This window comes from Saccharopolyspora sp. NPDC047091 (genome assembly GCF_040643635.1).
Classification (GTDB): Bacteria; Actinomycetota; Actinomycetes; order Mycobacteriales; family Pseudonocardiaceae; genus Saccharopolyspora_C.
Genome location: NZ_JBEYUS010000007.1, coordinates 23,697 through 50,460 on the forward strand (window position 1 = coordinate 23,697; position 26,764 = coordinate 50,460).

The 26,764-nt window shown below is 74.2% G+C and carries 22 protein-coding genes; 11 read left to right on the forward strand and 11 right to left on the reverse strand.

Going from position 1 to position 26,764, the window contains the following annotated elements; translation table 11 throughout:
• Positions 1-86: 86 nt before the first annotated feature.
• Positions 87-341 (reverse strand): hypothetical protein, encoded by a 255-nt coding sequence (locus ABZ805_RS05540; RefSeq protein WP_029621632.1) that lies wholly within the window; start codon positions 339-341, stop codon positions 87-89.
• 324 nt (positions 342-665) lie between these two features.
• Here ABZ805_RS05540 and nth point away from each other — a divergent pair, with 324 nt between their 5' ends.
• The 4 genes from nth to ABZ805_RS05560 are packed head-to-tail and all read left to right on the forward strand — an operon-like array spanning position 666 to position 3,976.
• Complete coding sequence (gene nth / locus ABZ805_RS05545) at positions 666-1,403, forward strand: endonuclease III (RefSeq protein WP_358435081.1); 738 nt, start codon at positions 666-668, stop codon at positions 1,401-1,403.
• Positions 1,400-2,047 (forward strand): TlpA disulfide reductase family protein, encoded by a 648-nt coding sequence (locus tag ABZ805_RS05550; RefSeq protein ID WP_358434804.1) that lies wholly within the window; start codon positions 1,400-1,402, stop codon positions 2,045-2,047. Before nth ends, ABZ805_RS05550 begins: the two co-directional genes overlap by 4 nt.
• On the forward strand, positions 2,044-2,739 hold the full coding sequence (locus ABZ805_RS05555; RefSeq protein WP_358434806.1) for a CoA pyrophosphatase: 696 nt from the start codon (positions 2,044-2,046) through the stop codon (positions 2,737-2,739). The genes ABZ805_RS05550 and ABZ805_RS05555 overlap by 4 nt, the downstream gene beginning before the upstream one ends.
• 49 nt (positions 2,740-2,788) lie before the next feature.
• Entirely contained in the window at positions 2,789-3,976 is a 1,188-nt protein-coding gene (locus ABZ805_RS05560) for a MarP family serine protease (protein WP_358434807.1), read from the forward strand.
• Between the two features lie 81 nt (positions 3,977-4,057).
• Here ABZ805_RS05560 and ABZ805_RS05565 read toward each other — a convergent pair whose 3' ends face one another.
• The 3 genes from ABZ805_RS05565 to acs all read right to left on the reverse strand — a co-directional run bounded on the left by ABZ805_RS05565 (position 4,058) and on the right by acs (position 7,978).
• Complete coding sequence (locus ABZ805_RS05565) at positions 4,058-4,564, reverse strand: phage holin family protein (protein ID WP_358434810.1); 507 nt, start codon at positions 4,562-4,564, stop codon at positions 4,058-4,060.
• Between the two features lie 73 nt (positions 4,565-4,637).
• A complete protein-coding gene (gene nhaA, locus ABZ805_RS05570; protein ID WP_358434813.1) occupies positions 4,638-5,831 on the reverse strand; it encodes a Na+/H+ antiporter NhaA in 1,194 nt (397 codons plus the stop codon).
• Positions 5,832-5,998: 167 nt separating this feature from the next.
• Positions 5,999-7,978, reverse strand: coding sequence for an acetate--CoA ligase (gene acs, locus ABZ805_RS05575; protein WP_358434816.1), 1,980 nt, complete (start codon positions 7,976-7,978; stop codon positions 5,999-6,001).
• A gap of 296 nt (positions 7,979-8,274) precedes the next feature.
• Between acs and ABZ805_RS05580 the strand changes: the two genes are divergently transcribed.
• Together ABZ805_RS05580 and ABZ805_RS05585 are read left to right on the forward strand one after the other, a co-directional pair.
• Positions 8,275-9,030, forward strand: a complete 756-nt coding sequence (locus ABZ805_RS05580) for an oxidoreductase (protein WP_358434819.1) — start codon at positions 8,275-8,277, stop codon at positions 9,028-9,030.
• A gap of 26 nt (positions 9,031-9,056) precedes the next feature.
• On the forward strand, positions 9,057-9,989 hold the full coding sequence (locus ABZ805_RS05585; RefSeq protein ID WP_358434821.1) for a nucleoside hydrolase: 933 nt from the start codon (positions 9,057-9,059) through the stop codon (positions 9,987-9,989).
• A gap of 136 nt (positions 9,990-10,125) precedes the next feature.
• On the opposite strand, the gene murQ is transcribed toward ABZ805_RS05585, so the two are convergent.
• Positions 10,126-11,049, reverse strand: coding sequence for an N-acetylmuramic acid 6-phosphate etherase (gene murQ / locus ABZ805_RS05590; RefSeq protein WP_358434824.1), 924 nt, complete (start codon positions 11,047-11,049; stop codon positions 10,126-10,128).
• Complete coding sequence (locus ABZ805_RS05595; protein ID WP_358434826.1) at positions 11,046-11,972, reverse strand: MurR/RpiR family transcriptional regulator; 927 nt, start codon at positions 11,970-11,972, stop codon at positions 11,046-11,048. The genes murQ and ABZ805_RS05595 overlap by 4 nt, the downstream gene beginning before the upstream one ends.
• Positions 11,973-12,152: 180 nt before the next feature.
• On the opposite strand from ABZ805_RS05595, the gene ABZ805_RS05600 reads away from it, so the two are divergent.
• Both ABZ805_RS05600 and ABZ805_RS05605 read left to right on the forward strand, forming a co-directional pair.
• Positions 12,153-13,820, forward strand: a complete 1,668-nt coding sequence (locus ABZ805_RS05600) for a hypothetical protein (RefSeq protein WP_358434828.1) — start codon at positions 12,153-12,155, stop codon at positions 13,818-13,820.
• The gene (locus tag ABZ805_RS05605) at positions 13,817-15,778 is read left to right on the forward strand and encodes a hypothetical protein (RefSeq protein WP_358434831.1); all 1,962 of its coding nucleotides are present in this window, start codon (positions 13,817-13,819) and stop codon (positions 15,776-15,778) included. Before ABZ805_RS05600 ends, ABZ805_RS05605 begins: the two co-directional genes overlap by 4 nt.
• Positions 15,779-15,808: 30 nt before the next feature.
• On the opposite strand, the gene ABZ805_RS05610 is transcribed toward ABZ805_RS05605, so the two are convergent.
• The 5 genes from ABZ805_RS05610 to ABZ805_RS05630 all read right to left on the reverse strand — a co-directional run bounded on the left by ABZ805_RS05610 (position 15,809) and on the right by ABZ805_RS05630 (position 22,862).
• Complete coding sequence (locus tag ABZ805_RS05610) at positions 15,809-16,234, reverse strand: PPOX class F420-dependent oxidoreductase (RefSeq protein ID WP_358434834.1); 426 nt, start codon at positions 16,232-16,234, stop codon at positions 15,809-15,811.
• A gap of 260 nt (positions 16,235-16,494) precedes the next feature.
• Positions 16,495-18,240: a serine hydrolase domain-containing protein gene (locus ABZ805_RS05615; RefSeq protein ID WP_358434836.1), complete on the reverse strand. Its 1,746-nt coding sequence runs from the start codon at positions 18,238-18,240 to the stop codon at positions 16,495-16,497.
• 33 nt (positions 18,241-18,273) lie between these two features.
• Complete coding sequence (locus ABZ805_RS05620) at positions 18,274-19,521, reverse strand: DUF1343 domain-containing protein (RefSeq protein ID WP_358434839.1); 1,248 nt, start codon at positions 19,519-19,521, stop codon at positions 18,274-18,276.
• Positions 19,522-19,525: 4 nt separating this feature from the next.
• Positions 19,526-21,322 carry a glycoside hydrolase family 3 N-terminal domain-containing protein gene (locus ABZ805_RS05625; RefSeq protein WP_358434841.1) on the reverse strand — a complete coding sequence of 599 codons (1,797 nt, stop codon included), beginning with the start codon at positions 21,320-21,322 and terminating at the stop codon, positions 19,526-19,528.
• Positions 21,323-22,022: 700 nt separating this feature from the next.
• Positions 22,023-22,862, reverse strand: coding sequence for an HAD-IB family hydrolase (locus ABZ805_RS05630; RefSeq protein WP_358435083.1), 840 nt, complete (start codon positions 22,860-22,862; stop codon positions 22,023-22,025).
• A 696-nt stretch (positions 22,863-23,558) separates the two neighbouring features.
• Between ABZ805_RS05630 and ssd the strand changes: the two genes are divergently transcribed.
• Genes ssd through ABZ805_RS05645 form a run of 3 tightly spaced genes read left to right on the forward strand, consistent with a single transcriptional unit; the run spans position 23,559 to position 26,646 of the window.
• Positions 23,559-24,683 carry a septum site-determining protein Ssd gene (gene ssd, locus ABZ805_RS05635; RefSeq protein WP_358434844.1) on the forward strand — a complete coding sequence of 375 codons (1,125 nt, stop codon included), beginning with the start codon at positions 23,559-23,561 and terminating at the stop codon, positions 24,681-24,683.
• Entirely contained in the window at positions 24,668-25,837 is a 1,170-nt protein-coding gene (locus ABZ805_RS05640; RefSeq protein WP_358434847.1) for a TadA family conjugal transfer-associated ATPase, read from the forward strand. Before ssd ends, ABZ805_RS05640 begins: the two co-directional genes overlap by 16 nt.
• The gene (locus ABZ805_RS05645; RefSeq protein ID WP_358434850.1) at positions 25,831-26,646 is read left to right on the forward strand and encodes a type II secretion system F family protein; all 816 of its coding nucleotides are present in this window, start codon (positions 25,831-25,833) and stop codon (positions 26,644-26,646) included. Before ABZ805_RS05640 ends, ABZ805_RS05645 begins: the two co-directional genes overlap by 7 nt.
• Positions 26,647-26,764 lie beyond the last annotated feature (118 nt).

The following is a 26,764-nucleotide window of genomic DNA, read 5'->3' on the forward strand; positions in this document are numbered from 1 at the left end:
TCCATGTTGAGACGCGGCGGCTCGTTCGATGCGGCTCCCGCGTTCCGCGGTCGCCGGACTGTGCCGCCGATCACTACCAGTTGAGTTTAAGACTGGTCGCGGGAACGGCGAGTTCGCAGCTTGCCGGCGCGTCCCACCCTGCGTAGCTGGAACAGCTCCAGCGCACGTCCAATTCCCTGCCGGAACAGCGCCCGGACCTCGTCCGGCCGAGCGTTCTCCAGCAGCTCTTCGACCTCGTTCTCCTGCACCGCGACGTGCCGCAGTCGTGCCTCCACGCGCTCCATGAACAGCGTGAAGAACATGATCACTAGCGGAACGACGATAACGAACCAGGCAGTCATGATGCTTGAATCCTCGCTCATGCCTTCGAGACGGACGCAACCGGGGGTCGGTTGCCCGTCGACGGGGTCGGGTTCCGGTGTCGTCGTGGTCCGTAGTCTGGTGGGGTGCCGGAGTCAGCCCACGACAGGTCACAGCCTGGTCGATCATCCTCCCATCGGCCCGCCGCTGCCCGATCAGCGCCCACCCGGTCGACGACCGCCGGTGCCGTGACCTCCGGTTCCGGTCGTTCCCGGGCCGCGGAAGCCCCGGCGCGCCGACCTCGCCGCAGCGCGGCCCGCGCCGGGACGGAGACCCGCACCGGGCTCGTCCGGCGGGCCCGGCGGATGGTCCGGGCGCTCGCCGAGGGCTATCCGGAGGCGCACTGCGAACTCGACTTCGCCGACCCGCTGCAGCTCGCGGTGGCGACCATCCTGTCCGCGCAGTGCACCGACAAGCGGGTCAACCAGGTGACGCCCGCCCTGTTCGCCCGCTACCCGACGGCCGCGGACTACGCGGGCGCCGACCGGACCGAGCTGGAGGAGCTGATCCGCTCCACCGGCTTCTACCGGAACAAGGCGACCTCGCTGCTGGGGCTGGGCGCGGCGCTGGTGGAGCGGCACGGCGGCGAGGTGCCCGCGCGGCTGGAGGACCTGGTGAAGCTGCCCGGGATCGGCCGCAAGACCGCGAACGTCATCCTCGGCAACGCCTTCGACGTCCCGGGCATCACCGTCGACACCCATTTCGGCAGGCTGGTGCGCCGCTGGGGCTGGACGGCCGAGGAGGACCCGGTCAAGGTGGAGCACGTGATCGGCGAGCTGATCCCCCGCAAGGAGTGGACGATGCTCTCGCACTACGTGATCTTCCACGGGCGCCGCGTGTGCCACGCGCGCAAGCCCGCGTGCGGCGCGTGCCTGCTGGCGAAGGACTGCCCCTCGTTCGGCGCGGGCCCGGAGGACCCGGCCGCGGCGGCGAAGCTGGTGCGCGGCCCGGAGGCCCCGCGGCTGCTGGAGCTGGCCGGGATCGCCGGAGAGCTGGACGAGACGACCATCGAGCGGGCGGCGGCGAAGGAGCCGGACGCGTGAGCCGCTGGCGGCACGTTCGCGAGTTCCGCAACGAGATCCGGTGGACGGTCGTGGTGCTGGTGCTCGCCGGTCTCGCCGTGGTCGCGCTGTGGCCGGGCGGTTCCGGCGGCGGCACCCGGGCCGTGGACCCGCCGCAGCAGCGGCCGCAGGCGGCCCCGGTCGATCCGGCGCTGCGCACTGGCCTCGAACCCTGCCCGGCACCGCGGCCCGGTGGCCCGGCCGAGCTGGCCGGGGTGACCGGGACCTGCCTCGCCGACGGTCGGCCCATCGACGTCGGTGCCGCGCTGGCCGGGCGCCCGGCGCTGGTCAACGTGTGGGCGACCTGGTGCGCCCCGTGCCGCACCGAGCTGCCCGCGCTGCAGCGGTACGCCGACCGCCCCGGCTCGATCCCGGTGCTGGGCGTGCAGGTGCAGAGCGACGAGGCGGGCGGCTTGGAGCTGCTGCGCTCGCTCGGGGTGCGGTTCCCCGCGGTGCACGACCCGGACGGCGCGCTGCGCGGTGCGCTGCGGGTGCCGAACGTGCTGCCCGCCAGCTTCGTGATCACCGAATCGGGAGAGGTCCGGCGCATCGATCCGCCGGAGGTGTTCCGGTCCGCGGACGCGGTGGACGCCGCGGTCCGCCGCACCTTGGGAGGTCGGTCGTGACGGACCCGGTGGTCGACGGCTCGGCGGCGCCGGAATGGCTCGCCCCGCTGGTCCGCCGCAGCGCGGACGTGGACCAGGGCCACTTCGGGTGGCCCCGGCTGCGCCCGCCGCGCAGCGCCCGCCCGGCGGCGGTGCTGATCCTGTTCGGCGAGGACGCCGACGGGCCGGACGTGCTGCTGCTGCGCCGCGCGGACGGGCTCAGCTCGCACCCCGGCCAGGTCGCGTTCCCCGGCGGCTCGATCGACCCGTCCGACGCCGGTCCGGTGGCCGCCGCGCTGCGCGAAGCGCAGGAAGAGGTGGGCGCGCCGCCCGCGGGCGTCCGGCCGCTGGCGCTGCTGCCGGAGCTGCACGTGCCGCACAGCGGCTTCCGGGTGACGCCGGTGGTGGCGCATTGGCGGGACCCGTCGCCGGTGGCGCCGGTCGACCTCGGGGAGACTCGTGCGGTGGCCAGGGTCCCGCTGTCCTGGCTGGTGGACCCGGCGAACCGGCTCCGGGTGCGGCTGCGCGACGGTCGGGCAGGACCGGCCTTCGTGGTGCCGGGGATGCTGGTGTGGGGGTTCACGGGGGTGCTGCTGGCCGGGGTGCTGGAGCTCGGCGGCTGGTCGTCCGGCTGGGACGATGCCCCCGAACTGGACTTGGACGAGGCGTGGCGAGCCGCGGAGTCCGCCGCGGACGTCGGTTTCGGCGGCTGACCGTGGGCTGCGAACCGGTAGGGGACGTGACGCGGCGGAAGGGTGTGCGGTGAACTGGGTCGATCTGCTGGTGGTGGCGCTGGCGCTGCTGGCTGCCGTGTCCGGTGCGCGCAACGGCCTGGTCACCGCGCTGTTCTCGTTCCTCGGCGTGTTCGTCGGCGCCGTCGTGGGCGTGCGGGTGGCGCCGCTGCTGCTGGAGCGGTTGGACAGCCAGCCGGCCCGGATCGGGTTCGGCGTGGGCATCGTGGTGCTGCTGGTCGCGTTCGGCGAGACGTTCGGCATGTGGGCGGGCCGGGAGCTGCGGGACCGGATCACCTCGCCGAAGCTGACCGGCGTGGACAACGTGCTGGGCGCGGTGCTGCAGTGCGTGGCGGTGTTCGTGGTGGCCTGGCTGGTCGCACTGCCGTTCACCTCGGCCTCCGCGATGCCCGGGCTGGCGTCCGCGATCACCCGCTCGCAGGTGCTGAGCCAGGTGGATTCGATGATGCCCGCCGCGGTGAAGACGTTGCCGGACGACCTGCGCCGGATGCTCGGGGTGAGCGGGTTCCCGGACGCGCTGGAACCGTTCTCGAAGACCCCGGTGGCCGCGATCGACCCGCCGGACCAGGGGTTGATCACCAGCGACGTGGTGCGCAACGCGCAGACCAGCGTGGTGAAGGTGCGCGGCCGGGCCTCGTCCTGCGCGCGGGCGCTGGAGGGCTCCGGTTTCGTGGTGGCCCCGCACCGGGTGATGACGAACGCGCACGTGGTGGCCGGCACCGACCGGGTGGCGATCGAAGTGGGCCGCGGTGAGTTCGCCGCGGACGTGGTGATGTTCGACCCGTCGACGGACCTGGCGGTGCTGGCGGTGCCGGACCTGGACGCGGACGCGATGCCGCTGGACCGCTCCGAGGTGCCGCCCGGCGGCAGCGTCGTCGCGCTCGGCTACCCGCTGGACGGCCCGTACACGGCGTCGGCGGGCAGGCTGCGGCAGCGGATCAACCTGCGCGGCCCGGACATCTACGACGCGAACACCGTGGTGCGGGACGTGTACACGGTGCGCGGCAAGGTGCAGAGCGGGAACTCCGGCGGCCCGCTGGTCGCCCCGGACGGCGACGTGGTGGGCGTGGTGTTCGGCGCCGCCGTCGACGATCCGGAGACGGGTTTCGCGCTCACCGCCGACGAGGTGGCCGACGAGGTCGCGGAGTCCTCCGGCCTGACCGCCCCGGTGTCGACGGGGGAGTGCACCGGCGGCTGACCGGGCCGGACGCCGGACCCCGGAACGCGCGAAGGCCAGGTGCCCGGGTTCGGGCGCCTGGCCTTCGGGGCCGGTCCGCTGCTAGCTCTCGATGGCCGTCGCCTCGTCCTGGCCGCGGCGGCGGGCGAGCTGCTTGGTGTCCTTGAGCGTCGCGATGGTGCGCTTCGGCGCTCGGATCTTGCGCACCCGCAGGTAGCCGAGCAGCCCGAACAGCCCGGCGACGATCAGCATCAGCAGGAACACGATGCCGAAGGACGCCCAGCGCCAGATGCCGAGCGCGTGCAACCCTTCGGCGAGGGTGAAGAAGAGGAAGAACATGCTGAAGCCGAGCACGGCCAGCGCGAGGACGAAGTAGACGCTGCCCTTGACGCCCTTCTTCACCTCACCGGTGACTTCGGCCTTGGCGAGTTCGATCTCGGAGCGGACCAGCGTCGACAGGTGCGTGGTCGCGTCGCGCACGAGGGAACCGATGGACTGCTCGCCGCCCGCGCCAGTGCCCTCTTCGGACAGCGGTAGGGATGTGACGGCCGACCATGCTCCGTCGCTGCTGCCTTGCTGGTTCTTCTGGGCGCTGTTCACGCCCGCCATCGTGCCACGCCGCCTGGTGCCCGACCGAGTGAGACTCCCGTGGTGTTACCCGCGGGTGATCTGACGAGACCGATCAGTTCTGCTCACGGGCGGTGCGCCGCCCGCGACGCAGCAGCAGCGCGGAGGCGACCAGGGCGGCGAGCGCGGACGCGATCAGCACCGCCGTCTTCGCCCGCTCCGCCGCGTCCCCGGACAGCGACAGCTCGGCGATGAGCAGGCTGACGGTGAACCCGACCCCGCCGAGCACGGCGAGCGCCGAGATGTCCCGCCAGGTCACCCCGCTCGGCCGCGAACCGATCCCGAGCCGCACCGCCAAGTAGGACGTCCCGAAGATCCCGATGAACTTGCCGAAGAACAACCCGGCCATCACGGCGATCGAGATCCGGTCCTGGAACACCGCGCCGAGCGCAGCGCCGTTCACCGGCACCCCAGCGGCGAAGAACGCGAACACCGGCACCACCAGCCCCGCCGACCAGGGCTGCAACCGGTGCTCCAGCCGCATCGACGGCGCGGCGCTCTCCCCGGGGTCGGCCCGCACCCGGGTGAGCAGCCCGAGCGCGACGCCCGCGATGGTGGCGTGGATGCCGCTGCCGTGCACCGCGATCCAGGTGGCGACCGCCAGCGGCACGTACAGCCACGGCGTGGTGATCCGCTTCCGCTGCGCGAACCAGTAGGCGGCGCAGAGCGCGACGGCCGCGAGCAGCGGCAGCGGGCTCACCCCGGCGGTGAACAGCACGGCGATCACGAGGATGGCACCCAGGTCGTCGACGACGGCCAGGCTGAGCAGGAACACCCTGGCGGCGGCCGGGATCCCGGAACCGGCCAGCGACAGCACCCCGAGCGCGAACGCGATGTCGGTGGCCACCGGGATCGCCCAGGCCTGGCCCGCGCCGGGCGCGCCGTGGCCGACGGCGAACGCGATGATCGCGGGCACCAGCATGCCGCCGAACGCCGCCAGCACCGGCAGCGCCGCCGCCCGGCGGTCGGCGAGCTCGCCGACGACGAGCTCCCGCTTGAGCTCCAGCCCGGCGACGAAGAAGAACACCGCGAGCAGCCCGTCCTTCACCCACTCGCCGACGGTGAGGTCCAGGTGCAGCGCGGCCGGTCCGATCGCGAAGTCCCGCACGGCCGCGTACAGCCCGCCGATCGGTGAGTTCGCCGCGACCAGCGCGAGCGCGGTGGCGACCAGCAGCACCACGCCGCCGACGGTCTCGGTCCGCAGGTAGCGGGCGAGGGCGGTGCCGCGGGTCGGGGCGGGTTCGGTCATCGGGAGCCTCCTGTCGGCGGACGTGCTGACGCGTCGCCGACCAGACTTCCCGGCACACCAGCGGCGACCCTAACAGCCGTCGCCGGGTGCTCCGGTGTGTCGAACGCCTCCGGACGCGGGCGGGCCCGGCCCCCACCTGGAGGACCGGGCCCGCGCCGGAACGTCGATCACTCGTCGGAGGACTTGCGGATGCCCTTCGAGATGAGGTCCATGACCGAGGAATCCGCCAGCGTCGACACGTCGCCGACCTCGCGGTTCTCCGCCACGTCCCGCAGCAGCCGCCGCATGATCTTGCCGGAGCGGGTCTTCGGCAGCTCCTGCACGACCATGATCTGCCGCGGCTTCGCGATCGGCCCGATCTCGTGCGAGACGTGGTCGCGCAGCGCCTTCAGCGCCGCCTCGCCACCCGCCTCGTCGGCGGCGTTGCCGCGCAGGATGACGAACGCGACGATGCCCTGCCCGGTGGTCGGGTCGCTGGCGCCGACGACCGCGGCCTCCGCGACGGTCGGGTGCGAGACCAGCGCCGATTCGACCTCGGTGGTGGAGATCCGGTGGCCCGAGACGTTCATGACGTCGTCCACCCGGCCGAGCAGCCAGATGTCGCCGTCGTCGTCGTACTTGGCGCCGTCGCCCGCGAAGTAGTAGCCGAGGTCGGCGAACTTCGACCAGTAGGTGTCCTTGAACCGCTGGTCGTCGCCCCAGATGCCGCGCAGCATCGACGGCCACGGCTGGTCCAGCACCAGCAGTCCGCCGCCACCGGGGCCGACGTCCTCGCCGGTCTCGTCGACGACCTTCGCGGAGATGCCGGGCAGCGGGACCTGCGCGGAGCCGGGCTTGGTGGCGGTCACCCCGGGCAGCGGCGAGATCATGATCGCGCCGGTCTCGGTCTGCCACCAGGTGTCGACGATCGGGGTCGTGCCGCCGCCGATGTTCTCCCGGTACCACATCCAGGCCTCGGGGTTGATCGGTTCGCCGACCGAGCCGAGCACCCGCAGCGTGGACAGGTCGTACCGGGCGGGGATCTCCGCGCCCCACTTCATGAAGGTGCGGATCGTGGTGGGCGCCGTGTAGTACAGCGTCACGCCGTACTTCTGCACGATCTCCCAGTGCCTGCCCTCGTGCGGGCTGTTCGGCGTCCCCTCGTAGATCACCTGCGTGGCGCCGTTGGCCAGCGGGCCGTACACGATGTAGGTGTGCCCGGTGACCCAGCCGATGTCGGCGGTGCACCAGTACACGTCCGACTCGGGCTTCAGGTCGAAGACGGTGCGGTGCGTGTAGGCGGCCTGGGTGAGGTAGCCGCCGGAGGTGTGCAGGATGCCCTTCGGGCTCCCGGTGGTGCCGGAGGTGTAGAGGATGAACAGCGGGTGCTCGGAGTCGAACGCCTCCGGGGTGTGCTGGTCGGACTGCGGCTCGACCACGTCGTGCCACCACTTGTCCCGCTCGTTCCACGCGACCTCGGTGGCGGTGCGCTTGACGACGAGGACGTGCTCGACGCTGGGCGTGTGCTGCACCGCTTCGTCCACGTTGGCCTTGAGCGGGGCGGCCTTGCCGCGCCGGTACTGGCCGTCGCAGGTGATGACGACCTTCGCCGCGGCGTCGTTGATCCGGGCGCGCAGCGCCTCCGCGGAGAAGCCGCCGAACACGACGCTGTGCAGCGCGCCGAGGCGTGCGCAGGCGAGCATCGAGAAGACGGCCTCGGGCAGCATCGGCAGGTAGATCGCGACCCGGTCGCCCGCGCCGACGCCCAGCGCGGCGAGCGCGTTCGCGGTGCGGCTGACCTCGCGCTGCAGCTCCGCGTAGGTGATGGTGCGGCTGTCGCCGGGCTCGCCCTCCCAGTGGATCGCGACCCGGTCGCCGTTGCCCGCTTCGACGTGCCGGTCCACGCAGTTGTGCGCCACGTTCAGTTCGCCGCCGACGAACCACTTCGCGAACGGGGCACCGGACCAGTCGAGGACCTGGTCCCACTTGCTCGCCCAGTCCAGCTGGTCGGCCTGCTCCGCCCAGAAGGCTTCCCGGTCCTCGGCGGCCCTGTCGTACGAGTCCGACGTGGCGTTGGCCGCGGCCGCGAACTCGGCCGTCGGCGGGAAGGTCCTGCTTTCCGTGAGCAGGTTGTCCAAGGTGTTGCTCGGCCCGTCGGGCTGGCTCATTGCGGGGAACCTCCCTGCGCTGCGGGTGACCTTCGATGTCATCTAGACCGTAGTGCGACGCGGCTCACTCCGACAGAGGTTCTCGCAATGGTGCGACCAATTCCGCCGGTGGAGTCCGTGATCCGGGCTCAGCACCTGCGCAGCAGGCTGGTGCCCCGAACGTTGCAATCGAGTTGCCCACACACGGTCGAGTGACCAGGGGCGGGAGCCGCGCGGCCGCCGCCGGTGCCGGGACCTGCGCAGGTGGGAACGGGTCCAGGCCGGGCCGCCGCGACCGCCGGGTAGCGTCCAGCGGCGTGAGTGCCCAAGAGTCGTTGCTCCCGCTGCTGGAACTGCCCGGTGTCACCGACGCGGTCGCCGCCGCGCGGACCGCGATCGACGAGATCCACCGGCACCCGGCGAACCGCCGCGGCTGGCCGGCGACCAGCGCCGAAGCCTCGGTGCGCGCCGCCCGCGCCTCGGCCGCCGTCGCGGGCGGGGCCACCGAGATCCCGGACAGCGGCGAGGTGAGCGACCCGCTGCTGGCGGGCGCGCTGCGCGTCGCCGAAGCGCTGGGGCCGCTGCTGCCGACCTGGCAGCGCGCCCCGCTGCAGGCCCTCGCCCGGCTGCACGTGCTCGCCGCGGCCGACCTGCCCGGCGACCAGGACCGGCTCGGCAGGCCGCGCGAAGACCCCGCCGTCTCCGGGCGGCTCGACCTGCTCGCCCAGGTCGTCGCCGACGCGGGCGGCCGCTCGCAGAACCTGGTGCCCGGGCCGGTGCAGGCCGCCGTGGTGCACGGCGAACTGCTCGCGCTCGCCCCGTTCGGCGAGATCGACGGCATCGTGGCGCGCGCCGCCGCCCGGCTCAGCGTGATCGGCAGCGGCCTCGACCCGAAGGGCCTCGTCGTGCCGGAGGTCGCCTACTTCCGCCGCCAGGCCGACTACCAGGACGCCGCCGCCGCGTTCGCCACCGGTGAACCCGACGGCGTCGCGCAGTGGATCGTGCACTGCTGCACGGCCCTGGAGACCGGCGCGCGGGAAGCGAAGTCCATCGCCGACGCCGTCCAATCGTGAGCACCGCACCAGGAGGGGGCACGGACGTGCCGAAGAAGGTCCTGCTCGACTGCGACCCGGGCATCGACGACGCGCTGGCCATCGCCTACGCCCACGGCAGCCCCGAGCTGGAGCTGGTCGGGATCACCACCGTCGCGGGCAACGTCGGGCTCGACCACACCACGAACAACGCGTTGTGCCTCACCGGCTTCTACGGCATGGACGTGCCGGTCGTCGCGGGCGCCGACCGGCCGCTGGTGCGGGACGTCGTGCTGGCCGACGAGGTGCACGGCGGCAACGGCCTCGGCGGTGTCCGGCTGCCCGCCGCCACCAGCGGAGTCCGCGACGGGCACGCCGTCGACTTCATCATCGACACCGTCGCGGCCGCCCCCGGCGAGATCAGCCTGGTCGCGGTGGGCCCGCTGACGAACATCGCGCTCGCGGTGCGCAAGGAACCCCGGCTCGTCGAGCAGGTCCGCGAATTCGTGATCATGGGCGGCTCGTACACCAGGGGCAACCGCACGCCCGCCGCCGAGTTCAACGTGCTCGCCGACCCGGAGGCCGCCGCCGTCGCGTTCGGCGCGGGCTGGCGCACCACGATGATCGGCCTGGACCTCACCGCCCAGGCCCGCGCCACCGCCGCCGTCCGGGAGCGGTTCACCGGGCTCGGCAGGCTGGAAGCCGAGCTGATCTCGCCGATCCTCGACTTCTACGGGCAGCACCCGCAGTACCGCGCGGAAGGCCCCGCCGTGCACGACCCGTGCGCCGTCGCCTACGCGCTCGACCCCGGCATGTTCACCACCGTGCCCGCGCGGGTCGACGTGGAGGTCCACGGGCGGTTCACCTCGGGCATGACCGTCACCGACTTCGCCGCCCCCGCGGAACGGCAGAACGCCGAGATCGCGACCGTCCTCGACACCGAACGGTTCTGGGACGGCTTCCTCGCCGCCCTCGACCGCGTCGCCACCGGCATGGTGTGACCGTTCGACGGCCCGTCTCGGGCAGGTCGACGCGGGAGAGGACGCAGCGGAGGAACCGCTGCGGTTCCGCCACCCGGGTGCCGTGCGGCAGGAGTGGGAGGACGGGCGGTCGGCGGCGGGGGGAGCGCGCCGCCGCTCAGGTGCCGAGGGCGCGGAGGGCTTCGCGGACTCGGCCGTCGGCGGCGGTCAGCGCGGCTGCGGCGCTGGGGACTTCGGCGCCGGTCAGCAGGTGCACCAAGGCGGTCTTGAGGTCGCCGTCCGCCGCCTGCAGCGCCTGCGCGCACTCGTCCTCGGACGCGGCCGTCGCCTCCCGCAGGATCTCCACGGTGCGGCCGCGCAACTTCGCGTTCGTCGCCAGCAGGCTCACCATCAGGTTCGAGTAGGTACGGCCCATCCGGATCATCACCGCGGTGGAGAACGAGGTCAGCACCAGCTTCTGCGCCGTGCCCGCCTTCATCCGGGTGGAACCCGCGATCGGCTCCGGCCCGGTGTCCACCGCGATCGTCAGGTCCGCCGGAGCCTCGCCCGCCGACTCGGGGTTCGCCGACATCAGCGCCGTGCCCGCCCCGATCTCGCCCGCCGCGCGCAGCGCGCCCAGCACGTACGGGGTGCGGCCGGACGCGGTCAGCCCGAGCACGAAATCGGCCGCGGTCACCTCGGCGCGGATCACCGCGGCCCCAGCCTCGGCGTCGTCCTCCGCGTTCTCCACCGGTTTCTGGAACGCGCCGGTACCACCGGCCTGGTGCGCCACCACCCAGTCCGCGGGCACGTTGTAGGTGGGGATCAGCTCGGCCGCGTCCAGCACCGCCAACCGGCCCGACGTGCCCGCTCCCACGTAGTGCACCCGCCCGCCACCGCGCAGCGCGGCCACCGCGAGGTCGACGGCGCGCGCCAGGTCCGGCAGCGCCCGTCCCACCGCTTCCGGCACCGTGCGGTCCTCGGCGTTGAGCACCTGCAGCACGTCCAGCGTCGGCAGCAGGTCGATGTCCCTGGTGCGCTCGTTGGTGCGCTCCGTGGGGGCGTTCACCCGCACGGCGGGTCCCTCGGGGTCGCGGTTCATCGGCCGTCCTCCTTGTGCCGTCGGCGGTCCGGGCGGGCACCGAGCCGGTGCGCGCCGACCGCCTCGTAGGTGGCGTCCAGCGCCGCCTTCGCCTCGTCGATGTGGCGTTGCGCCACGCCGATGAACAGGCAGTCGATCACGGTGAGCTGGCCGATGCGACTCGCCATCGCCCCGGAGCGGTACGTCGTCTCCCGCACCGCCGTGGTGAGCACCTGGTCGGCGACCTCGGTGATCGGGGAGCGGCTGAAGTTGGTGAGCGCGGCGGTGACCGCCCCGCGGTGCCCCGCCTCACGCAGCGCCTCGATGGTCTCGGTGGTGGCGCCGGTGTGCGAGATGCCCAGCGCCACGTCGCCCTCCCGCAGCAGCGCCGCCGAGGTCAGCGCCGCGTGCGTGTCCGACCAGGCGAAGCAGGTCAACCCGATGCGGTGCAGCTTCTGCTGCAGGTCCAGCGCGACGAACGCGCTCGCCCCGACCCCGTACACGTCGATCCGGCGGGCGCCCGCGACGGCGTCCACCACGGCGGCCAGCGCGTTCGCGTCCAGCTGCCCCGCGGTCTCCTCCACCGCCTTCGCGTCGGCGTAGGCGACCTTGTCGATGATCTGCTCCAGCGGATCGTCCGGCTCGATGTCCCCGCCCAGGTCGCGATCCCGGCTGGAGGTGCGGGCGGTGTCCGCGGCCAGCGCGATCCGCAGGTCGGGGTAGCCGCCGACGCCGATCGCCTTGCAGAACCGGGTCACCGTGGTCTCGCTGGTGCCCGCGGCCTCGGCCACGTCGGTGATGCTGCGCCGCGCGATGGACGCCGGCGCGGACAGCACGATGTTCGCGACCCGCTGCTCGGCCTTCGCCAGCCCGGGCAGCAAGGATCGGATCCGGACCAGCGGGCTGGTCGTGCCGACTTCGGCCGCCGCATCGTCAAGAGCCATGTGGGAAACTTACTAACGCGGATCTGTGCAGGTCAATGCGGGTATCTCCGGGATCTTCCCGAGCTGGTCGGGGTGGTGGTGTGGGAGTCTGCCGACCGGATGACGGTGTTCGGCGGCCGCCGGGTTGCACCGCCCGTTCGCTAGGCTTCGCACGGATGCCACGGCGCGGAGCGGGGTGACATGGGCGGGCCAGCGGACCTCGGTTCCGAGTTGTTCTGCGCGACCGGAACGGTCCCCGCGCCGCTCGACGAGCACGCCGAATTCCTGCTCCAGCAGCACGAGGCCGGTGCCCTGCGGCTCTACGACCGCGGCGCGCTGGACCGCGCGGACCCGACCGCGCCGCAGCGCTGGCGGATGACGTGGCAGCGCGCCGACGGCCCGATCTCCGCGGTGCTGGTGCTGCTGGCCGGGAACGACCTGGTGCGGTGCTGGTTCGCCGCGCGCAGCCCCGGCGGCTGGGGGCTCGGCGTCCCGTCGCCGCTGCCCCGCGCCGGGCTGGCCCGGTTCCCGCTGGCCGATCCGCGCAGCGGGCTCGCCGTCACCGGCTCCGCGCTGCGCGACGACCCGGACGACCTCGCCGGGCTGCTCGCGGTCCTCCGGCACCGGCGCAGCGGCGTCCCCGTGCTGGTGCGGCACGTCGACCGGGAACCCGGCCGTCCGCTGGAAGTGCCGCGGGCCACGGCGGAATTCCGGCGGTCCACCGCCGGGGCCGCCACCGTCGTGTTCATCGGTGATGCGGTGGCGCGGCGCCTCGATGCGGAACTGCCCGCGCCGCAGCGCATTCCGCGGCGCGGTGCCCGGCTGTTCCTGCCCGAGCCGTGGGCGGCGGAGCGCGCGGACCTCTGTCTGTCCGAAGTGGACTCCGATGATCCCGGTGCGTGGGCCGCAGCCGCGGCGCTCGCGCTGCAGGTGTCCCGGCAGCGCTCGCCCGACGACGCCGCCGCTCCCGACGCCGCCTCCGCTCCCGACGCCGCGGACGAACCGTGGGCGCTGCTGTTCGCCACCGGCTGGCAGGACCAGCGCGTCGCCGACTCGCCCGTCGGGCCGGGGGAGCGGTGGTTCGCCACCGCGGGCGGCGTCGACAAGTCCGACCTGCGCCACCGCATCCAGGGCGCCGGGGAGCGGCAGGCCGAATCCCGCCGGACCGCGGCTCGCCGCGCCGCCGCCACGACCGAGCTGACCGCCGAGATCGACGAGCGCACCGCCCGCACCGCGGAACTGCACCGGTCCCGCCGCGTGCTGGCGCGCGGCGCGCTGCGGCTGCGCGCCGAACGCGACGCGGCCCGGGAGCGGCTCGACCGGACCTCGCTCGGCGTCGCCCGGCGCCGCGCCGAGGCGGCGCGGCGGCTCGGCGCTGCCCGCTCCGCACGGCTCGCCGAGTGCGAGCGGGAACTCGAACTGCTCCGCGCCGAAGAGGACCGGCTCCGCGGCGGCGCACCGGTCGACCCCGAACCGCTCGGATCGCCCGACCGGCCCGGCATCCGGTTCGGACCCGAGGTGCGCGCCGAGATCGACCGCCTCGACGGCCCGCGGGCGCGGCGCTGCGCGCAGGTGCTCGACCTGCTCGCCCGGCACGCCACCGCGCCCGACGGCCCGCCCGCCGCACTGCTGCGCGACGGCGGGATCGCCGCACCGGCGCTGCGCCGCGCCGACGCGGACACCGCCGTCACCTTCCGCGTCCCGGCCGAAGTGCACCCCAGTGGCTGGGCCGCGTTCCGCGACCACGTGCTGCTCGACCACGCCGGTGAGCCTCCGACCGCGCTGCACTACCTGGACGACACCGCCGGAACCACCGGCGCGGTGCACATCGGCTACGTCGGACCGGAGCCCGGGGCGGGCACCCGATGAGCGGCACCGCCCCGGAACCGCTGCGCCGCACCGCGTTCTGCGCCGCGGGCCACGCCGGGACCGCGCTGCTCGACGCCGGGAACTCGCTGGTGCGGCTGCACGACGCGGGCGAGCTGCGGCTCATCGACGAAGGCCGCGAACCCGGCGCCGACCTGCCGCGGCGCTGGCGGGTCAGCTGGGGGCGCGGCACCGGCGAAGTGCGCGCCGCCCTCGTGGCCGCACCCGGCGCCGACGGCGCGCACACCTTCTGGGTCTACGCCGAAGCCGCCCGGCCCTGGTCGCTCCGCGACCAGGCGACCCCGGTGCAGAAGCTGGGACTGCTCGCCGCGCAGCTCAGGGACCCGCGCGGGGCGTACTCGCTGACCGAGCAGAACCCGCTGGTGGGGCTGGACGACGTCGACTTCCTGGTGCACACCTTCGCCGAAGGCGTGCGGGACTCGCCGGTCCTCGTCTACAACGACGACTTCGCCCGTCCGCTGCCGCCGGAACTGCTGCGCTTCCGCAACGCCACCCGCGGCCTGTGCGGGCTGCTGCCCGCCGACGACTCGGTGCGGGACCGGGTGAACGCGCTGCTCCCGGCGGCGCGCCGGATACCCGCCCGCGGTGCGCGGCTGTACCTGCCGCCGTGGTGGGTCGAGCACGAACCGGACCCGGTGCTGCCGCGGGACCGGTTCCACCGCGCCGGGGACTGGCGGAAGCTGGTCGACGCGGTGCTGCGCGCGAGCAGCTGGCGCGCCGGTGGTGCCATCCGGATGACCGGCGACGCGTGGCAGGCGCTGCTGTTCGACCCGATGCACGACCGCCGCGTCGTCCCCGGCACCCGCGGCGGCGCGCTGCGCTGGCTGCCCGCCGCCGACGACGGCGGTGCCCGCGTGCTGCGGGACCGGCTCAGCGCCGCCGCCGGGCAGGAGGACACCGCCCGCGACCAGGCGGAATCGGCGGCCCGGGAGCTCGACGAGCAGCACGCCACCGCCGAACGCGTGCGGCGGCGCGAACGGTCCGCCGCCGATTCCCGGCGACGGCTCGCCCTACTGACCGGGAAGTTGCGGCGCGAACGGGACGACGCGGAAGCGGTGCTCCGCGGCGGATCCGTCCCGGACGCGTGGCGCGCGGCGCACGACGCGGAGCTGGAATCCGCGCTGTACGCGGAAGAACTCGACGCGGCCGAGGACCGGGTGCTGCTGGCGCGGCGCCGGGTGGCGGCGCTGCGAAGGGCCGCGCAGGCGGAATGCGCCGGGCGGTCCGGTGCCGGGGAGGTCGGCGGAGACCACTCTGCTGACGGCGGATCCGGGGCAGTCGGCGAACTCGGGGCGATCGGTGAACTCCGGGCGATCGGCGAGCTCGGGGCGGCCGGTGAACGTGGGGCGGCCGGTGAACGTGGGGCAGTCGGCGAACGCGGGGCAGCCGGTGAGCTCGGGACGACCGGCCGTGCTGGACCGGTGCCCCCCGAACCCGCCGCGAACCGCTTCGCCGACCTGCTCGCCGAGGCCCACCGCGCGCTCCCCGCGCTGCGCTTCGGCCCGCAGGTCGATCCGTCCGAACTGGACGGTCACCACCGCAGCGCGCACTGGCTGCGGCGCACCTGGAACGTGCTGGTGCTGCTGGACTCCTACGCGCGCGCCCGCGCCACCGCCACCGACCGCGCCCGCCCGGACCTGCGCGGCTTCGCGCACTTCGTCCGCGCGCACGGCGGCGAACGCGGGATCTCCCCGGCGCTGGTCGCCTCCGGGGAGACCGAGCTGGTGGTCAACACCCCGCGCTACCGCAACGCCCGCACCTTCCCGGTGCCGGTGGAGGTCGACGCGTCCGGCCACGCCTTCTTCGCCGCCCACGTCAAGATCGACCGCGGTGGCGGGGTCGCGCCCCGCCTGCACTACTACGACGACACCCGCGGCCGGACCGCCTCCATCCACATCGGACACCTCGGCCCGCACCTGCCCAGCCCGGAATCGAACTGACCCGCCGGCCCGGCCTCCGGGTCCGACCGGTCACGTCCCCGGTACGTGCTCCGGTTCGACGAGCACCACCACCCGCTCGTCGCCCGGCTGCCCCCACTGGTACTCGTCCTCACCGGTGTACTTCTTCGCCATCTTGTTGATGAACGCGTTGTCCGGGTCCGGCTCGATCCCGGCGACGCGGCCGCGAATCTCGACGTAGCGGTACGGGTTGTCCGGGTCGTGCGCGGACAGCGCGATGCGCGGGTCCCGTTGCAGGTTCCGGTACTTCTGCCTGCCGGTGGTCTGGCTGAACTTGAGGTGCGTGCCGTCCCAGTCGATCCACACCGGGCTGGACTGCGGCTCGCCCCGCGGGCCGAGGGTCGCGATGTGCGCGAACGCGCGCTTGCTGAGGATCTCTGCCAGTTCCTGCGGGATCGCGGCCATGAGCGCTGCCTCCAGGTGCTCGACGATGGGCATCAGGCACGACGCGGCCGGGACCGGCGCTATTCCGGTTCTCGGCGCAGTACACCCGTTCGGGAGCAGTGCGGGCTTCGGGATCGAGGTTTCGGCCGGGTCCGGTGCGGGCCCGGGTCGGGTTCGGCGCCGCGCAGAACCGGTGCCGCGCAGAACCGGCGCGGACCGGGCTTCGGCGCCACCCGGATCCGGGGAGGACGCCCGGCTTCCCGGGATCAGACCGCCATCGGGAGGCCGCCCGGCTTCCGGGCGCGCAGCCGCCCTCAGCGCTCCACCTGCCGCCAGCCCTCCGGGTGCAGCCCCTGCGGTTCCAGCTCCCCGTCCAGCAAGGTCCGGTCCCGGTCCGCGACGGAGATGCCGTCCAGCTGCACCCCGCGCCCGGTGTACTGCTCGTCCGGCGCGTAGCGCCAGCGCACCAGCACCCGCTGCCCCGGCGCCGCGCCGACCTCGCCCCGCACCTGCCACCAGGCGCGGTGCCCGTAGCCGGCCAGCGCCCGCTGCGGCCCGTCCGGCGCACCCTCCCCGGTCGCCGAGACCTGGACCGGACGCCACGAAGCACCGCCGTCCGAACTGGACTCCACCACGAGCGGGTCACTCCCGTCGGCGTCCCGCTGGGTGTCCACGAACGCGTCGAACGACACCTGCACGGGACCGGCCACCGGCCCGAGCTCCCGGGTGGTCAGCGTCGCGGGCCGCGCGGCGGGCGCCGACCACTCCCGCGAACCGTGCTCCGGGCGCACCGCCAGCGATTCCGCCATGCCCTGCGCGAGCACCTGCCTCGCCTCGTTGTTGGACCCCCAGTCGCGGGACGGGTGCACCCGGTTCGTCAGCAGCACCACCACCGACCGCGACACCGGGTCCAGCACGAGCGAGGTGCCCGTGTAGCCGGTGTGCCCCGCCGACCCCGGCCCGCTCAGCCCGGCCATGTACCAGCGCTGGTCCAGCTCGAAGCCGAGCCCGTGCGAGTTCCCCGGGAAGCCGCCGTTGAAGTCGGTGAGCATCTGCTCCACCGAGTCCTCGTCCAGCACCTCGGCCCCGCGGTAGCTGCCGCCGTTGAGCAGCGCCTGCCCCAGCACCGCCAGGTCGTGCGCGGTGGAGAAGATCCCGGCCTCCCCGGCGACCCCGCCCAGCGACCAGGCGTTCTCGTCGTGCACCTGGCCGCGCACCATGCCGCGCGGCGGATCGGCCTGGAACTCGGTGGCCGCGATGCGGTGCAGCTCCTGCGGCGGCGGGTTGTAGCCGGTGTCGGTCATGCCCAGCGGCTCGGTGATCCGCTGCCGCACCACCTGGTCCAGCGGCTCGTCCGCGACGCGGGACACCAGCACGCCCAGCGTGATCATGTTCGGGTCGGAGTACTCGTAGCCGGACCCCGGCGGGTGTTCCGGCGTCAGGCCCATGACGTGCGGAATCCGCTCCTGCGGCGGCAGCTTCCACAGCTTCACCTCGGCCTGCAGCCCCGAGGTGTGCGTGAGCAGCTGGCGCACGGTGATCGACTCCTTGCCGTGCACGCCGAACTCCGGCAGGTACCGGGCGACCGGCGCGTCCAGCTCCACCGAGCCGTCCTCGACCTGCTGCAGCGCGGCGATCGAGGTGAACAGCTTCGTGATCGACGCGACGTCGAAGATCGTGTCCGGCCGCATCGGGTCCTGCTCCCGCGGCGGCAGCTCGGTGCCCTTCCCGTCCGCGTAGCGCACCTCGTGGCCGAACGCGTCCTGCCGGACCACCACGCCGTCGTGCGCGAGCAGCGCCACCGCCCCCGCGTACATCGGGTGCTGCCTGCCCGGCACCACCTCGGTCCAGGCCGCGATCCGCTGCAGCGCCGCGTCGATCGGCGCCGGGTCCAGGCCCGCCTCCTGCGGGGTGCCCGGCCGCAGCACCGTGTCCGCGGGCGCGAAGCCCTGCTGCGGCCGGTCGAAGCGGCCGCCCGCCGCGTCCGGCGAGGCGCACGCGGGACCCGCGGTGGCCACGGTGATCGACGTCAGGACCAGCGCCACCAGCGCTCTGCGCATCACGACCTCACCCTCGCTCGAACGACCCGGGCCTCACCGGTACAGCAGGAACCGCTCCCGCGAGCGCCGAAACCCGGTGAGCTCCGCGCGCCACGAACCGGTGATCTCGTCCACCCCGGCACCCGCGTCGATCATGCCGCGGACCCGGTCCGTACCGGCCAACTTGTCGAACATGCCGTCCGGCCGCCAGCCGAACACCTGCGGGTACAGCCGCTTCGCCGAGACGAGCATCGCGATCGCCACCCGCACCGGGTCCACATCGCCGTCCCGGTGCAGCTGCACGCCGCCGCAGGTCTGCTCGGCGTGCTTGGAGAACGTGGGCACGAAGTAGGTCTCCCGGAAGCGCACGCCGCCGAGCCCGGCCGCGTTCAGCTCCTCCGCCCACCGCCAGTCCACGCCGGGCGCGCCGATGATCTCGAACGGGCGGGTGGTGCCGCGGCCTTCGGACAGCACCGTGCCCTCGAACAGGCCGGTCCCCGGGTAGACCATCGCGGTGTCCGGCGTCGGCATGTTCGGGCTCGGCGGCACCCACGGCACCGCTGACTCCGCGCCGCGGCCCTGCCAACCCTCCACCCGCACCACCGACAGCCGGTCGCCCAGCTGGGGGTTCGAGTGCTCGGCGTCGAACAGCCGCGCCAGCTCGCCGATCGTCATGCCGTGCTGCAGGGCGATCGGCAGCAACCCGACCCCGGAGCTGAACCGCTGGTCCAGCACCGGTCCCTCGACCCGGCGGCCCCCGATCGGGTTCGGCTGGTCCAGCACCACGAACTCCGCGTCGACCTGCGCGGCCGCCTGCATCGCCTGGTACATCGTCCAGATGTAGGTGTAGAAGCGGGCGCCCACGTCCGCGATGTCGAACACCACCCGCTCCACCCGGGCCTCGCGGAACATGGCGGCCAGCTTCGCCACGTCGGCGCCGTAGGCGTCGTACACCGGCAGTCCGGTGCGCGGATCGCGGACGTCGCCTTCCGAACCACCGGCCTGCGAGGTGCCGCGGAAGCCGTGCTCCGGGCCGAACACCGCGGCGATGTCCACCGCGCCGCTCGCGTGCATCGCGTCCACCACGTGCTCCAGCGATGCGAGCACCCCGGTCGGGTTGGTGATCACGCCGATCCGGCCGTCCGCGAGCCGCTGCCAGCCCTCGGCGGCGAGCACGTCCGCGCCGGTGCGCAGCGGCCCGGACACCGGCCCGTCCTGGCCCGCGGCGCAGGCGGCGCTCGCCCCCAGCAGCGGTGCGGAGACCGCGGTCGAGACCAGGAATCCCCGTCTGCTCAACGGCATCGCGTCACCAGCTCAATCCGTGGCCGAACGGGAACCGCTCGCCCGCGCCGTCCGCGGTGGGCACCGGCACCGGCAGCTTCCCGGTGGGGGAGTTCTCCCCGAGCAGCACCCGCGCCAGCGACTCCATCGCCACCGGCTTGTCCGAGTACGTCGCCAACCAGGTCGGCACCTCCTCGACGTGCGCCGCGTCGTACGGGTCCCGCACCGCCGCCGCGACCACCCGCACGCCGGAGTCCTGCAACGCCCGCACCAGGTCGCGCTGCGCCGCGTTCGTCTCGCTCCAAGCCGCGTTGGTCAGCACCACCACCGTGTCGTGCGCGCGTGCCGCGGCCACCGCCTGCTGGACCTGCCCGCCGTTCGGCGTCAGGCCGGTCGGCAGCGAGTCGGCTTCCCGGCCGCGGGCGCGGAACCGCTCCGCCAGCGCGGCCGTCGCCTCGTCCCCGGCGCCGGTGACCAGCACCCGGCCGGGGTCGCGCAGCGGCAGCTCGCGCGCGTCGTCGCGCAGCACCGTCGTGGTGCGGTCGGTGAGCCGCTGCGCCTGCTCGCGGTGCTCGGCGCTGCCGACGACCTGGTCCACCTTCGCCGGGTCGACGAACGGCGAGTCGAGCACTCCGCGCTTGCGCTTCATCTCCAGGATCCGCTCGACGCTGGCGTCGATGCGCTCCTCGGTGAGCGTTCCGGAGCGGACCGCGCCCAGCACGCCGTCGATCGCGACCTGCAGGTTCTGCGGCATCAGCAGCTGATCGGCGCCCGCCTGCAGCGCGAGCACCGGGATCTCCGCGTCCGAGTGCTTCGCCCGCACCCCCTCCATCTGCAGCGAGTCGGTGACGATCACGCCGCGGTAGCCGAGCTCGTCGCGCAGCATCCCGGTGAGCACCGTCGGCGACAACGTCGACGGCTCGCCCGAGTCGTCCAGCTTCGGGACCACGATGTGCGCGCTCATCACCGCGTCGGTGCCCGCCGCGATCGCCTCCCGGAACGGGGGCGCGTCCAGCTGCTCCCACTGCTCGCGGGTGTGCTCGATGACCGGCAGGTCGGTGTGGCTGTCCTGGTTGGTGTCGCCGTGCCCGGGGAAGTGCTTGGTCGCCGCGGCCACGTTCGCGTCGTCCTGATAGCCGTGCACCGCCGCGGCGGACAGCTGCGCGGCCAGCGCCGGGTCGGAGGAGAACGAGCGGACCCCGATCACCGGGTTCGCCGGGTTCACGTTGACGTCCCCGCTGGGCGCGAAGTTCTGGTTCAGGCCCATCGCGCGCAGCTCTTCGCCGGTGATCCGGGCGGAGGTCTCGGCGCCCTCCGGGCTGCGGCCCGCGCCGAGCGCCATGTTGCCGGGCAGCTGCGTCACCGGCTCGCCGATCCGGGTGATCTGCCCCTGCTCCTGGTCGGTGGAGATCAGCAGCGGCACCCCGGCTCCGGAGGACACCGCGGCCTGCTGAACCCCGTTGGACAGCTCCGCGATCTGGTGCGGGTCGTAGAGGCTGTCGGTCCAGGTGAAGTGGATCAGTCCGCCCAGGTGGTAGCGCTGCACGACCTGCGCCGGGGTGTCCACGCCGAACTCCGCCCGGTTCTTCGGGTTCGGGGTGTCGGCGGTGCGCCCGTAGGCGTAGGTCACGAAGAGCTGGCCGACCTTCTCCTCCAGCGTCATGCTGCGCACCTTCGCCTGGACGGACGGGTCGACGGGGCTGTGCACCGGTGGTGGCGGGGGTTCCTGCGCGCCCGCGGCGGACAGGCCACCGCCCACGGCGAGCACCGCCACGGCGCCTGCGATGGCCGCGGTGAGCCGGTGGGAGCGTGTCGAGCCCACGAGGACCTCCTGGGGCTGTGCCCACGGTCCCGCGGCGGGGCGCCGGGTCGGGGTCGGCGGGCGGGGCGGAAAGTCGTTCACCACCGCGCGGGTGGAATTCGGAAGCTACCCACGTGCCCGTGTCCGGTCAACGTCATCCGGTGCTGATCAGCGGGAAACGCCCTGATCAGCGCATCCGGGTGCGGCCGACACGCCGGGTGCGGTGCGCTGCGGTGGCCGGAGGCCGCGCGCGGTCGGCCCGCCGGGCGTGGCCCGGAGCTCGCGGACCGGCGGATGCGGTCCGGAGCGGAGGTGGCGGGTGCGGTTCGGGGCGGCGGTCCGGCGGGCGAGATCCGTCGGGGACGGTCCGGATCGAGGCCCGGGCGCCGGGCGGGCGAGGCGACGCGGCCTCAGCACGTGAAACGGCGGCGCCCGCCTGGACGAGCGCCGCCTTTCGCGTGTGCGGACGGGTTACCAAGCGTGCACGAATGTCGTAACTTCCGGGCTAGGCGTCCGGCGTCCCGGTACGCAACCCCGTTTGACGACCGGCCTCACGTGGCGGCAGCGCGTGGGTGCTCCGTCCTCACGCACGGAGCCCGGGCGGGGTGGACGGTGCTTCTCCTCCGCGCCGTCCCTGGCCGAACCGGAGTCCGCACCTCCTTTGTAGCCCCGCGCCCGGCTCGCGGCAATCCCTCGCACGTGGTCGTTCCGCGCCGGTGGATCAGCGGCCCCGGCGCAGGCGGCGCAACCCCCACCAGGCGGCACCGGCGGCGGCCACCGCTCCCACGCCCACGCCGGCGGCGGTCACCGCGGCCCGGGACGGGGTGGGGAACCGGGCGCGCAACGAGACCGGCTGCTCGAACGCCAGCGAGGGCCAGCCGCGCTGCGCGGCGTGCTTGCGCAGCCCGCGGTCCGGGTTGACGGCGGTCGGGTGGCCGACGACCTCCAGCAGCGGCAGGTCGGTCACCGAGTCCGAGTAGGCGTGGCTGGCGGCCAGGTCGTAGCCGTGCAACTCGGCGAGCTCGCGGGCCGCGGCGGCCTTGTTCTCCGCCGAGCAGTAGAACTCGACATCACCCGTGTACCTGCCTTCGGAGACCACCATCCGGGTGCCCGCGGAATGCGTCGCCCCGAGCAGCGCGGCGATCGGAGCCACGACTTCTTGCCCGGAAGCGGAGAGCACCACGATGTCGTGGCCCTGCTCTTTGTGCTCCGCGATCAGCTGGGTGGCCTCCTTGTAGACCAGCGGGTCCACGATGTCGTGCAGGGTTTCCTCGACGATCGCGTTGACCTGCTCGACATCCCACCCGGCGCACAGCGAGGTGATGTGCGCGCGCATCCGGTCCATCTGATCGGCGTCGGCGCCGGCCAGCATGAACACGAATTGCGCGTAGGCGCTTTTGAGGACCGCCCTGCGGTTGATCAGACCTTCTTGGAAGAACGGTCTGCTGAATGCGAGCGTGCTCGATTTGGCGATGACCGTTTTGTCCAGGTCGAAGAATGCGGCCGCCCGAGGCTCGGTGGCGGCCGGTGGGTTCGCGGGCGCTGTCACGACGCACAGCATACGAAACATCGGGGATGTCCGGACGGCCGCGCGTTCCGCCGATCGCACCAGTCACCGACGGTGTCGAAGGGGCTCGCGGACGGGTGGCGCCAGGCGTGCGCGCGCCCGGGATGCACTGCACGCTGAGTTTTCGGGGGTGCGTGCGGCGGCCGACGTTCCTCCTAATGGACGGGGCGCGTGTGAGGGGCGCGGGGCGCTACAGTTGGGGGGTCCGGGAGCCCCGGACGGGTTCAGCTCGACCCCCCGGAGCTGAACTCTCGACGACCCCCGTCCCTCCCCCCTGACGGGGGTCGTCCCATTTCCGCCGGGCGGTTCGCCCGCCGACGGCTTTCCTCGCAGCGGTGCCACCGGGTCGCTCTTTCCATTGTTCCCGCGGTCGGGTCCGCGCGTCTTTCCCCGCGCCGCCGAGATGATCTCTGATGGGGTCCGCCGAGTTCTCCACCGGTTCCGCGGGGCATTGTCCGGGTGGTGCGGATGTTCGGTTTTCGCTGACCACGGGTTCGGTTTCGGCAACTTCTGACCTCCGGGTGCGCTGAACCGGGTGGCGGGTTATCCACAGGCCTTCGATTCATCCACAGATTTGCGAATTGGGGATCGACGCAGGGTGCCCGCTCGGTCACCGTTGATGACGAGCGGGAAAACGGCCGGAACCACCTCGGACACCCGCGACCATCCGGAATCGAACGGGGACCGCGCATGTCCACGACCACCACGCCGCTGCTCATCACCGCCGACGAAGCGCTCGCCGAGGACGTCGCCCGCCTCGCCGCCGTCGCGGGTTGCGAACTGCGGCGGCACGAGCGCGGGACCGCCCCCGGCGACCGCTGGCGGGACGCGGCGCTCGTCCTGTTGGACGGCCCGGCCGCCGCCGAGGCCCTGCTCGCGGAGCTCCCGCGCCGACCAGGAGTGGTGGTGCTGACGAGGGGCGGCGTGGAGCCGCTCTGGCGACCGGCGTTCGAGGTCGGCGCGGAGGCGCTGCTCGGGCTGCCCGCCGAGGAGTTCCGGCTCGTCGAACTGCTCACCGACGCCGCCGACGGCGCCCGCGCGTCCCCGGGCCGGGGGCAGGTGCTCGCCGTGCTCGGCGGCGCGGGCGGTGCCGGGGCGTCCACCCTGGCCGCCGCCACCGCGGTGACCGCCGCCCGGCGCGGAGCCGGAGCGCTGCTGCTGGACTGCGACCCGTCCGGCGGCGGGCTGGACCTGACCGCGGGGGTGGAAGCCAGCTCCGGACTGCGCTGGTCCGGGCTGTCGGTCGGCGACGGCCGGATCCCCGCCGGTGCGCTGCGCGCGGCCCTGCCCGGTCGCCGCCTCGGCCGGGGCAGGCTCACCGTGCTGTCCTGCGATCGCGGCGGCCCGGCGAACGGGCCCACCGCGCCCTCGGTGCGCGCGGTGCTCGACGCCGGACGACGCGCGGGGGAGACGGTGGTCTGCGACCTGCCGCGGACGCCCACCGAACCCGCCGCGGCAGTGTTGCGGCGCGCCGACCTGGTGGTGTTGGTGGTCCCGGCCGAAGTGCGCGGCTGCGCCTCCGCGGCGAGCACCGCCGAGCAGGCGCGCGAGCACGCCGCCGGACCGGTGCTGGCGGTCGTGCGCGGCCCCGCGCCCGGCGGGCTGCGCGTCGAGGACGTCGAACGAGCGGTGGGCGTCGACGTGCTCGCGGTGCTGCGGACCCAGCCGGCGCTCGCCGCCGCCGTGGACCGCGGCGGCCTGTGCGCCACCCGGGCGGGCAGCCGCGGACCGATCGCCCGGACCACCGGCGAAGTCCTCCGCGTCCTGGACGAACTCGCGGCCGGACGGGTGGTGACGTCGTGCACGCCGAGCTGATCGACCGGGTGCGCCGCAGGCTCGCGGGCAGCGGCGCGCCGCTGAACCCGTCCGCGGTGGCCGCGGCCGTCCGCGAGGAGTCCGGCGGACTGGTCGCCGACGCCGACCTGCTCGCCGCGCTGCGCGCGCTGCAGCAGGAGTTCCTCGGCGCCGGAGTGCTCGAACCGCTGCTGCGCGACCCGCGGGTCACCGATGTGCTGGTCACCGCTCCCGACCAGGTGTGGGTGGACCGGGGCGACGGCCTGCACCGCTGCTCGGTCACCTTCCCCGACGACGACGGGGTGCGGCGGCTCGCCCAGCGGCTCGCGGTCGCGACCGGCCGACGGCTCGACGAGGCCCAGCCGTGGGTCGACGCGTGGTTGCCCGGTGCGGAAGCGGGAGAGGCGGTGCGGCTGCACGCGGTGCTGCCGCCGATCGCCGCGGACGGCACCTGCCTGTCCCTGCGGGTGCTGCGACCCGCCTCGCACGACGTGGGTGCGCTGCGGCGCCTCGGCACCTTCGACGAGGAGTGCGCAGCGGTGCTCCGGGAGATCGTCCGGCACCGGCTGGCGTTCCTGGTCACCGGCGGCACCGGCGCGGGCAAGACGACCCTGCTGGCCGCGCTGCTCGGCGAGGTGCACCCGACCGAGCGGATCGTCTGCGTGGAGGAGGCGGGCGAGCTGCGCCCCGAGCACCCGCACGTCGTCCGGCTGCTGACCCGGCCGGCGAACGTGGAGGGCGCGGGGGAGATCCGGGTCCGCGACCTGGTGCGCCAGGCGCTGCGGATGCGGCCGGACCGGTTGATCGTCGGCGAAGTGCGCGGCGCGGAGGTCTGCGGGCTGCTGGCCGCGTTGAACACCGGTCACGACGGGGGCGGCGGAACGGTGCACGCGAACTCGCCCGCCGAGGTGCCCGCCCGGCTGGAGGCGCTCGCCGCGCTCGGCGGGTTGTCCCGGCAGGCGCTGCACAGCCAGCTCGCGGCGGCCGTCCAGGTCGTCCTGCACGTCCGGCGCGCCACCGGCGGCGGCAGGTACCTGGCCGCGATCGGAGTGCTGCGCCGCGGGCACGACCTGGTGCGGGTCGTGCCCGCCTGGGACCGCGACACCGGCTGGGGCGAGGGCAGGGCGGACCTGCTCGCGCTGCTGCGGGCGCGCGGAGGTGAGCTGCCGTGCTGAGCTCGTTGCTGGCCGCGACGGCCTTGCTCACCTGGCCGAACGTTCGCGCTCGGGGCCGGATCGCCGCGGTGCGGCCGGTGCCGGTGCGCCGCGGCACCCGGTCGGTCGGCGTGATCCCGGCGCTGGTGCTGGGCGGGGTCCTGTTCGGCACGGCGGTCGCCGGGATCGGCGGTCTGCTCGCCTCCGGAGCGCTCGCCGCGCTGGGGCTCTGGTGGTGGCGAGGACGCGGTGCGGACCGGCGGCGCACCGCCCGGTCGGCCGCGCTCGTCTCCGCGCTCCGGCTGCTCGTCGCCGAGCTGCGCGCCGGAGCCCACCCGGCCGCGGCCGCCGAGGGCGCCGCCGCGGAGTCGGACCCGGTGGTGGCGCGGATCTTCCGCGATCTCGCCGCGACCGCGCGGCTCGGTGGAGATCCGGCCGCGGTGCTGCTGGCCGCCGCCGAGCCTTCCGAAGCCGGCGCCGTTCCAGCGCGGGAGGACCCGTTGGCGCGCGCCGGCCGGGCCTGGGCGTTGGCCGACCGGCACGGGGTCGCGCTCGCGGAGCCGTTGGACGCGGTGCGTCGCGATCTGGAGCACCGGGTGGCGTTCGCCAGAGACGTGGACGCGAAGCTCGCCGGTCCGCGGTCGACGGCGGCGGTGCTCGCCGCCTTGCCGGTGCTCGGCCTGGTGCTGGGCCAGGTGTCCGGCGCGGCGCCGCTCGCCGTGCTGGCGCACGGGTTCCTCGGTCAGTCATTGCTGGTCGGGGGAGTGGCGCTGCTGTGCGCGGGCGTGGTGTGGACCGTGCGGCTGACCGAATCGGTGGTGCGGACATGATTCTCACCAGCGCCGCCTATCTCAGCAGCGCCGCGGGGCTCACCTGGCCGCTGGCGGGTGCCGCCGGGCTCGGTGCCGCGTGGGCAGCCGCGCTCGCCGGGCTGGGACTGCTGGTGGT

What these genes read in the sequence shown, in the direction of transcription:
- acs (WP_358434816.1), bottom strand. Translation starts at nt 7,978, where the DNA reads ATGAGCCAGCCCGACGGGCCGAGCAACACCTTGGACAACCTGCTCACG.
- ABZ805_RS05595 (WP_358434826.1), bottom strand. Translation starts at nt 11,972, where the DNA reads ATGGCTCTTGACGATGCGGCGGCCGAAGTCGGCACGACCAGCCCGCTG.
- ABZ805_RS05605 (WP_358434831.1), top strand. Translation starts at nt 13,817, where the DNA reads ATGAGCGGCACCGCCCCGGAACCGCTGCGCCGCACCGCGTTCTGCGCC.
- ABZ805_RS05620 (WP_358434839.1), bottom strand. Translation starts at nt 19,521, where the DNA reads ATGCCGTTGAGCAGACGGGGATTCCTGGTCTCGACCGCGGTCTCCGCA.
- ssd (WP_358434844.1), top strand. Translation starts at nt 23,559, where the DNA reads ATGTCCACGACCACCACGCCGCTGCTCATCACCGCCGACGAAGCGCTC.
- ABZ805_RS05565 (WP_358434810.1), bottom strand. Translation starts at nt 4,564, where the DNA reads ATGGCGGGCGTGAACAGCGCCCAGAAGAACCAGCAAGGCAGCAGCGAC.
- murQ (WP_358434824.1), bottom strand. Translation starts at nt 11,049, where the DNA reads ATGAACCGCGACCCCGAGGGACCCGCCGTGCGGGTGAACGCCCCCACG.
- ABZ805_RS05540 (WP_029621632.1), bottom strand. Translation starts at nt 341, where the DNA reads ATGACTGCCTGGTTCGTTATCGTCGTTCCGCTAGTGATCATGTTCTTC.
- ABZ805_RS05630 (WP_358435083.1), bottom strand. Translation starts at nt 22,862, where the DNA reads ATGCTGTGCGTCGTGACAGCGCCCGCGAACCCACCGGCCGCCACCGAG.
- ABZ805_RS05600 (WP_358434828.1), top strand. Translation starts at nt 12,153, where the DNA reads ATGGGCGGGCCAGCGGACCTCGGTTCCGAGTTGTTCTGCGCGACCGGA.
- ABZ805_RS05615 (WP_358434836.1), bottom strand. Translation starts at nt 18,240, where the DNA reads ATGCGCAGAGCGCTGGTGGCGCTGGTCCTGACGTCGATCACCGTGGCC.
- nhaA (WP_358434813.1), bottom strand. Translation starts at nt 5,831, where the DNA reads ATGACCGAACCCGCCCCGACCCGCGGCACCGCCCTCGCCCGCTACCTG.
- nth (WP_358435081.1), top strand. Translation starts at nt 666, where the DNA reads ATGGTCCGGGCGCTCGCCGAGGGCTATCCGGAGGCGCACTGCGAACTC.
- ABZ805_RS05610 (WP_358434834.1), bottom strand. Translation starts at nt 16,234, where the DNA reads ATGCCCATCGTCGAGCACCTGGAGGCAGCGCTCATGGCCGCGATCCCG.